The organism is Limobrevibacterium gyesilva (assembly GCF_025989185.1).
Classification (GTDB): domain Bacteria; phylum Pseudomonadota; class Alphaproteobacteria; order Acetobacterales; family Acetobacteraceae; genus Limobrevibacterium; species Limobrevibacterium gyesilva.
In genome coordinates this window covers 35,672-42,796 of the sequence record NZ_JAPDNT010000032.1, presented here as the reverse complement: position 1 = coordinate 42,796, position 7,125 = coordinate 35,672, and the positions used below count along the sequence as shown (strand labels likewise).

Below are 7,125 nucleotides of genomic sequence, written 5' to 3'. Positions count from 1 at the left end.
GAGGTATTCCGCGCCCGTGCCGCCGGCTTCTCGGCACCGGCGGCATTGCCGGCCGGGTGGGCCAGCCTCGACGCGATGGCGGCCGACCTGGCGGCGCTGGGCAACGACCTGGAGCCGCCGGCGCTGGCGCTGCGCCCGGTGATCGGCGAGGTGCTGGCGGCCTTGCGCGCCCAGCCCGGCTGCCGCCTCGCGCGCATGAGCGGCTCCGGCGCCACCTGCTTCGGCCTGTTCGCCGATGCGGCGGTGGCCGAGGCCGCCGCGCCGGCACTGCGCCGGCACGGCTGGTGGGCGTGGGGCGGGGCGCTGACGGGGGTTGCCGAGCGCCGCGCCGGGACCTAATCAGGGGCCGCGCCGAAGGGCGCGACTCATTGGGGCGTCGCCAAGCGGTAAGGCAGCGGATTTTGATTCCGCCATGCGGAGGTTCGAATCCTCCCGCCCCAGCCAACCAGCCAACCAGTCGCCATTCTGCAGGGTCGTCATCGCCCTGTTCGCCCGCCGCGTTGTTGGCCGGGCGACCGGCGACAGGCTGCATCAGCAACTGGCGCTGACCGCCCTGCGGAGGGCCATCGCCATGCGCCGACCGAAGCCAGGGCTGATTCACCACTCGGATCGTGGCAGCCGGTAGTGCGCGATTGACCACCAGGCGGAGTTCAGGAAGCACGGCCTGCTGATCTCGACGTCCAGAGGTGGCCCGCACGTCAGCGCCGTATTGCGATAATCGGATTGCGATGACAAATTTATGGCTCTAAAGTTCCATATATCGGCACTTAAATTCCATTTTTTGGAACCAATGACGCCATGTCCGTGCTCTCCAGCGCCGCAGACGTGCTGAAGTGTTTTTCGGCCGACCGTCGCGAACTCAGCGTGACTGTCGTGGCGGCGATGCTGTCTTTGCCCAAGAGCAACGTCTCGCGCCTGCTGCGCGCCATGTGCGATGCCGGGTTCCTGGAAGCCGTCGGCGCCACCAGGCGCTACCGCCCCGGCGTGCTGCTGGCCGAGGTGGGGGAGCAGTATCGCCGCGCCTCCTCGCTCCTGACCCGGGCCGACGCGGTCGTGACGCGCGTGTCCGCCGAATGCGGCCATACCGGATATGTCAGCGTCCGTCACGGTCGGGACATCATGGCGCTGACCGACCATACCGGCACCAATATGCTGCGCGTGGCCAGCAATATCGGCCACCGGCTCGATGCCGCCGCCAGCGCCACCGGCCGCTCATTGCTGGCGCGCCTGCCCGACGATGCGGTGCGCGCCCTGTATGCCGGCCCCTTCACCCCACCCTCCGCCACTTCGCCGCAGACGCTCGATGAGCTACTGGGCCGGCTGGCGCTGGTACGGCGCGACGGCTACGCCGAATCCAACGACGAATCGAACCGGGGCGTCGGCGCCCTCGCCGTCGCGGTGGGGGATCCCGGCACGGGCGAGGAAGTCAGCCTCTGCATTTCCTACCCGGCGGCGACCATCACCGACGATGAGCGCCGCACCATCATCGATGCCCTCAGGAGTGGCGCACGACGTATCGCTACCCTGGTCGGCGACCCAATTTTCCATCCGCTTTCGGTGGACTGACGGAGAATCCGGACATGACTCGACTGACCAGGCGCTGGCGCATCGGCTTCGACATCGGCGGGACCTTCACCGATTTCATCCTCTATGACGGGGAGGCCGGCACCGTCCGCCTGCACAAGCGCCTGACCACGCCGCACGACCCCTCAGAGGCCGCCCTCATCGGGCTGGAGGAGCTGGTGGCCATGGGCGGCATCGGCCTCTCGGCTGTCTGCGAGATCGTGCACGGCACCACGCTGGTGACCAACGCGGTGATCGAGCGCAAGGGTGCGAAGCTGGGCCTCATCACCACGCGCGGCTTCCGCGACCTGCTGGAGATGGGCACCGAGCAGCGCTACGACATCTACGACCTGTTCCTGGGCTTCCCCGACCCGTTCGTGCCGCGTAACATGCGGCTGGAAGTGGCCGAGCGCATGGACCGCGACGGCGAGGTGGTGGAACACCTGAACCCCGAGGACGTGCGCGCCGCTTTCCGCCGCTGCGTCGAGGCCGGGGTGGAGGCTGTGGCCATCTGCTTCCTCAACGCCTATCGCAACCCCGCGCATGAGCGCATGGCCGGCGAGATCGCACGCGCCGAATTCCCGGGGCTTGCTGTCTCCCTCTCCTCCGACGTGGTGGCGGAGCTGTGGGAATATCAGCGCTGCGTCACGACCTGCGCCAACGCCTATGTGCAGCCGCTGATGGACCGCTACCTCCGCCGGTTGGAGAAGGAGCTGGCCTCGCGCGGCTTCGCGGGCGCCCTGCGGCTGATGCATTCGGCGGGCGGCCTCGTCTCCCCCGACACGGCGCGCGCCTTCCCGATCCGGCTGCTCGAATCCGGGCCCGCCGGCGGCGGCCTCGCCACCGCCCTGTTTGGCGCGCTGGCCGGCAAGAAGGACGTGATCTCGTTCGACATGGGCGGCACCACCGCCAAGGCCTGCATGATCGAGGACGGGCGTGCCGAAATTGCGCCGATGCTGGAAGCCGGCCGGGTCCATCGCTTCACCAAGGGGTCCGGCCTGCCGATCAAGGCGCCCGTGATCGACATGATCGAGATCGGCGCCGGTGGCGGCTCCATCGCCGCGATCGACGAGGTGGGGCTGCTGAAGGTCGGCCCGCATTCCGCTGGCTCCGACCCCGGCCCCGCCTGCTACGGCCTCGGCGGCACCCGCCCGACCGTGACCGACGCGAACCTGGTGCTCGGCTACTACGACCCCGGCTTCTTCCTGGGCGGGCGTATGGCGCTGGACAAGGCAGCGGCGGAACGCGCCGTGGCCACCGTGGCCGAACCGTTGGGCCTGTCGTTGGAACAGGCGGCCTGGGGCATCCACAAGGTGGTGACAGAGAGCATGGCCGCCGCCGCGCGCGTGCATCTGGTAGAGAAGGGCAAGGACCCGCGCCAATACGCCATGGTGGGCTTCGGCGGCGCCGGCCCCGCCCATGCAGCCGATGTGGCCCGCGTGCTGGGCGTGCGCGAGGTGATCGTCCCGCCGGCCTCGGGCGCGGCCTCGGCGCTGGGATTCCTGGCCGCCCCGCTGTCGTTCGAGCTGGTGCGCTCGCACCCGACCGAATTCTCCGAGGATTTCGACGCACCGGCGCTCAACGCCCTGCTGGCCGGGCTGGAGGCCGAGGGCCGCAAGCATCTGCGCGATGCCGGCGTCAGCGAGGCCGATATCGTGGTGGAGCGCACCGCAGACATGCGGCTGATGGGCCAGATGCACGACATCTCGGTGCCGCTGCCCGCGGGCACGATCGGTGCCGCCAAGCTCGATGAAATCCGCGCTGCCTTCATCCGCGTCTACTCGGCCCGCTACACCTCGGTCTATGAAGGGGCGCGGCTGGAGGCGATCAATTTCCGGGTTCGTTGCGTGGGGCCCACGCCGGTTCTGTCGCTGACCGGGGCCACCGGCGGCGGCGATGCCGGCGCCCGGCGCAAGGGCACCCGCCGCGCCTGGTTCGAGGACGGGTTCGCCGACACCGCCGTATATGACCGCTACGCCCTGGTGCCCGGAGATGTCATTGCGGGCCCGGCGATCATCGAGGAGCGCGAGTCCACCACCGTCGTGGCCCCGGGCGACATGGTCACGATCGATGCGAACATGAACCTGCGCATCGAGATCGGGGCGGCCAGCGCGGCCGATCTCGGCATCACCGCCGGCATGCCGATCGCCGAGGCCGCAGCGCGTATCGAGGCGGACCCGATCTCGCTGGAGATCATGTGGAGCCGTCTCGTGACCGTGGTCGAGGAAATGTGGCTCACGGTCTGCCGCACTGCCTTCTCGCTGGTCATCTCCGAAGCCCAGGATTTCGCCTGCGAACTTCTCGACCCGGAGGGCGAGACGCTGGCGCATTCGCCGCGCGCCATGCCGGTGTTCAACCTGACCCTGCCGCGCGCGGTGAAGGCGCTGCTGGAACGCTATCCGGCCGATACGCTGCAGCCCGGTGACGTGCTGATCACCAACGATCCCTGGCTTTGCGCCGGCCACCTGTTCGACATCGCCGTCGTCACCCCCGTGTTCCGCGATGGCAAGGTGGTGGGGCTGATGGGTACGGTGGGGCATGTCTCCGACATCGGCGGCACCAAGGATTCGCTGCGCGCCCGCGAGATCTACGAGGAAGGCTTCCAGATCCCGCCGATGAAGCTTTACGAGGCGGGGCGGCCGAATGAGTCTCTGTTCCGCCTGCTGGCCGAGAATGTGCGCAACAGCAGCCAGGTGCTGGGTGACGTGCATTCCTTCGTGGCCGCCAACGCGATCGGTGCCGACCGGCTGTTGTCGTTCATGGCCGATTACGGCATGAACGACCTGCGGGCGCTGGCCACGGTGGTGCAGGGCCGCTCGGAAAAGGCGATGCGCGACGCGATCACCGCCCTGCCCGATGGTGTTTACACCTCGGAAGTGTGGAACAACCCGCTGGGTGAGCCGATGCGCTACCCGCTGAAGCTGACGGTGGCGGGTGACTCGATCGACATCGATTTCGACGGTGCGCCGCCGCAGCTTCCGCAGGGTGGGCTCAACTCCACGCTCAACTACACGGCGGCGCATGCGACCTATCCGCTGAAATGCATGCTGACGCCGTCCGTGCGCGGCAATGCCGGTTGCTACCGCGCGTTCACGGTACGCGCGCCGGAGGGCTCCATCCTGAACGCCGAGCGCCCGGCAGCGGTGAACCTGCGCACGCGCACCGGCTGGTATCTGGCGCCCAACATCTTCCGCGCGCTGGCCGATGCGGCGCCAGGAAAGGTGCAGGCCTTCACCGGCCTGCCGGTTGCCGCCAACATCTATGGCCGTGATGCCGCCAGCAATACCTATTCCGACCTGCTGTTCATGGGCGGCGGCCAGGGCGCCTCGGCGAAGGGGGATGGCAAGTCCGGCCTGCTGTGGCCGACCTCCGCGGCCAACACCTCCATCGAGTTGTTCGAAGCGCGGGTGCCGGTGCTGGTGCTGGAGAAGAGATATGTTCCGGATTCGGGTGGCCCGGGCCGGTTCCGCGGCGGGCTGGGCCAACGCGTGCGGGTGCGAAAGCTGGCCGATGACGGCATGACCACGCTGGTCTCGGTCTACCCCGAGGGGGTGGGAAACCGCGCGCCCGGCCTGTTCGGTGGCCGGCCCGGCGGCGAGGCCAGCGGCCGCGTTGTCGATCCCTCGGGCCGCGTGCTGCATGATTGCGGCACCGGCGACCTTGTGCAGGTCACCCGCACCGACGAGATCGTGGAAGTGGTGCTGGCCGGTGGCGCCGGATACGGCAAGCCGCATGACCGGGACCGCGCTGCCGTTGAACGCGACGTGCGGCTGGGCCTCGTGACACGGGCAGGCGCCCAGCGCGACTACGGAATCGACCTCGACCATCATCCCGCGAGCGATGCCGCGCCCGCGCGCGAGCACATACTGACCGCGTAGCAGGCGGCGTGCGGGACCACCGACACGAAACCAACAGGGAAGCGGAGATGAAGACATGTTCAATCTGACCAGGCGCCAGTCGCTCACTGGCGCCACCGCGCTTGTGGCCTCGGCCGCCATGGGCGGCAGGGCTGCGCATGCGCAGGCCAAGCGGATTCTGGTCATCGCGAGCAACCAGGACATCCCGAATTTCGACCCGCATATCGCCACCGGCTATTCGGCCAGCATGCTCCTGCGCAACACGTATGATTCGCTGGTGCGCACCGAGGGCACCCCGCCGAAGCCCGTGCCGCAACTGGCGGCATCGTGGACCGCCTCGGCCGACGGCACCGAATATGTGTTCAAGCTGGACCCCGCCGCCCGCTTCCATGATGGCACACCGGTCACGGCCGAGGCGGTGCGGTATTCCTTCAACCGCCTGCTGCGCCTGAACAAGGGCAATGCCTGGATGGTCGCCGGTATCGTCGACGAGAACAGCGTGCAGCCGGTCGATGCCGCCACTGTGAAGATCAGGCTGGTGAAGCCGTTCGCGGCGTTCCTGCAGGTGCTGCCGTGGCTGTGGATCGTCAACCCGAAAGCCGTTGATGCCAACAAGGGGTCTGACGACGGGCAGACCTATCTGCGCAGCACCATCGCCGGGTCTGGCGCATGGCGCGTCCGCCGCGCCGAGGCCGGCAACCTCTATGAGTTCGAGCGCGTTGAGGGCGGCTGGCAACAGGGCGGCGGCAACCTGACCGGCGCCATCTGGAAGATCGTGCGCGAGACCTCCACCCAGCGGCTGATGGTGGGCCGCGGCGAGGCGCATATCGCCGTCGACCTCACCAGCGAGGATATGGACGCGCTGAAGGGGCGCCCCGGCGTCGTCTCGATCATCGAGCCGGAATACCGCACCTTCTCGATCAAGATGAACACGCGGCACGGGCCTCTTGCGGACATCAATCTGCGCCGCGCCGTCTCGTGGGCGTTCAACTACCAGGCGATGCTCGACGCCGCCGGCTACGCCCAGCTGATGACCGGCCCGCTGCCCGACGGCATCCTGGGTTTCGACCCGACGCTCGCCGTGCCGCGCATGAATCTCGACAAGGCGAAGGAGTTCCTCGCGAAGTCCGACTATGCGAAGGGCGGGATCAAGCTGGTGATGAACTATGTCTCGGGGCTCGACCAGCAGCGCCGCTGGGGCCTCGTGCTGCTCGACAGCCTGCGCAAGCTGGGCATCGAGCTCGACATCAAGCCGATGATCTGGCCGGACATGGTGGCCTCCGCCCGCTCACCCGAAACCTGCCCGGATTTCTTCCCCGTCTACCAGACGGCGAATTACGGCGACCCCGACAACATCGCCTTCGCGGCCTATCATTCCTCGCGCAACGGCGGCTGGCAGAACCCCGTCTATTCCAGCCCGAAGGTCGATGACCTGATCATTCGGGCGCGGTCGGAGACAGACGAGGCGAAGCGGAAGGAACTCTACGTCGCCTTCCAGAAGGCGGTGGTGGAAGACGCGCCGGACATCTTCGGTGTGCTGGAGAAGCGCAAGCTGGCCATGCGCAGCGATGTGCAGAACTTCCATTTCACGCCCGTGGCGTCCAACGCCATCGAGCTGTTCCCGCTGTCGCTGAAGTGAGTCTGCCCGGCGCCGCCACACGCATGCGGCGGCGCCGGTTCTGAACGGCCCCGCGCTTCTGGAGTC

The 7,125-nt window shown here is 68.2% G+C and carries 3 protein-coding genes, 1 tRNA gene and 2 pseudogenes; all 6 read left to right on the top strand.

Features of this window, described 5'->3' with window-relative positions; all coding sequences use genetic code 11:
- A pseudogene (locus tag OL599_RS21980) lies at positions 1–339 on the top strand (4-(cytidine 5'-diphospho)-2-C-methyl-D-erythritol kinase); the annotation flags it as partial.
- Positions 340–369: 30 nt separating this feature from the next.
- Positions 370–444: transfer RNA gene (locus OL599_RS21975), tRNA-Gln, on the top strand.
- A gap of 28 nt (positions 445–472) precedes the next feature.
- Positions 473–691 (top strand): annotated as a pseudogene (locus OL599_RS21970) (DDE-type integrase/transposase/recombinase); the annotation flags it as partial.
- Positions 692–798: 107 nt separating this feature from the next.
- The gene (locus tag OL599_RS21965; RefSeq protein ID WP_264716170.1) at positions 799–1,566 is read left to right on the top strand and encodes an IclR family transcriptional regulator; all 768 of its coding nucleotides are present in this window, start codon (positions 799–801) and stop codon (positions 1,564–1,566) included.
- Between the two features lie 14 nt (positions 1,567–1,580).
- Positions 1,581–5,441: a hydantoinase B/oxoprolinase family protein gene (locus tag OL599_RS21960; protein ID WP_264716169.1), complete on the top strand. Its 3,861-nt coding sequence runs from the start codon at positions 1,581–1,583 to the stop codon at positions 5,439–5,441.
- 55 nt (positions 5,442–5,496) lie between these two features.
- Positions 5,497–7,059: an ABC transporter substrate-binding protein gene (locus OL599_RS21955; protein WP_264716168.1), complete on the top strand. Its 1,563-nt coding sequence runs from the start codon at positions 5,497–5,499 to the stop codon at positions 7,057–7,059.
- Positions 7,060–7,125: the final 66 nt, after the last annotated feature.

Coding starts and splice junctions, on each gene's coding strand:
- OL599_RS21965 (WP_264716170.1), top strand. CDS start 799: ATGTCCGTGCTCTCCAGCGCCGCAGACGTGCTGAAGTGTTTTTCGGCC.
- OL599_RS21960 (WP_264716169.1), top strand. CDS start 1,581: ATGACTCGACTGACCAGGCGCTGGCGCATCGGCTTCGACATCGGCGGG.
- OL599_RS21955 (WP_264716168.1), top strand. CDS start 5,497: ATGTTCAATCTGACCAGGCGCCAGTCGCTCACTGGCGCCACCGCGCTT.